This is a genomic window from Streptomyces hyaluromycini, assembly GCF_002217755.1.
Classification (GTDB): domain Bacteria; phylum Actinomycetota; class Actinomycetes; order Streptomycetales; family Streptomycetaceae; genus Streptomyces; species Streptomyces hyaluromycini.
Genome location: NZ_BCFL01000012.1, coordinates 1 through 825, shown reverse-complemented (window position 1 = coordinate 825; position 825 = coordinate 1). Strand labels below are relative to the sequence as shown.

Annotated in this window: 1 pseudogene; it reads left to right on the top strand. The window is 69.2% G+C overall.

What is annotated here, in order from left to right:
- Positions 1-26: 26 nt before the first annotated feature.
- Positions 27-825, top strand: a pseudogene (locus SSP29_RS00075) (IS5 family transposase); the annotation flags it as partial.

Below are 825 nucleotides of genomic sequence, written 5' to 3'. Positions count from 1 at the left end.
GTGTGATCTTGCGGCAGTCTGGGGTGATGACTGCTGCGCTTGTCGAACGGCTGGCGCCGGAAGATCTGTGGGAGTTGTTCCAGCGGGTGGTCCCGCCGGCTCCGGAACGCCCGCAGGGTGGTGGACATCGTCGGCGAGGGGACCGTGAGGTGCTGGCCGCGATCATCTTCGTGGCCACCTCAGGCTGCACATGGAACCAGCTGCCGCCGGGCTTCGGACTGTCGCGTGACCGCCTTCCGCCGGTTCACCGAGTGGACCAAGGCCCGCGTGTGGGCCAAGCTCCACCGCCTGGTCCTGGACGAACCCGGTTCCCGGGGCGGGCTGGACTGGTCGCGATGCGCAATCGACTCCGTCAGCGTCCGGGCCCTCAAAGGGGGCAGCTGACAGGACCGAATCCGACCGACCGCGGCAAGAAGGGTTCGAAAATCCACCTCATCGTCGACCGCCGCGGCCTGCCCCTGTCGATCGGCATCTCCGCCGCCAACCTCCACGACAGCCAGGCCCTCATCCCGCTGGTCCGCGGCATCCCGCCCATCCGCTCACGCCGCGGCCCACGACGCCGCAGGCCCGACAAGCTGCACGGAGACAAGGGCTACGACTACCGCCACCTGCGACGCTGGCTGTCCTCCCGCGGCATCCGGCACCGCCTCGCCCGCAAAGGCATCGAGTCGTCCCGGCGCCTGGGCCGGCACCGCTGGGCCGTGGAACGAACAGTGTCCTGGCTGTCCGGCTGCCGACGCCTCCACCGCCGCTACGAACGCAAGCCGGAACACTTCCTCACCTTCACCGCCATCGCCGCAACCCTCATATGCCACCGCCGACTCA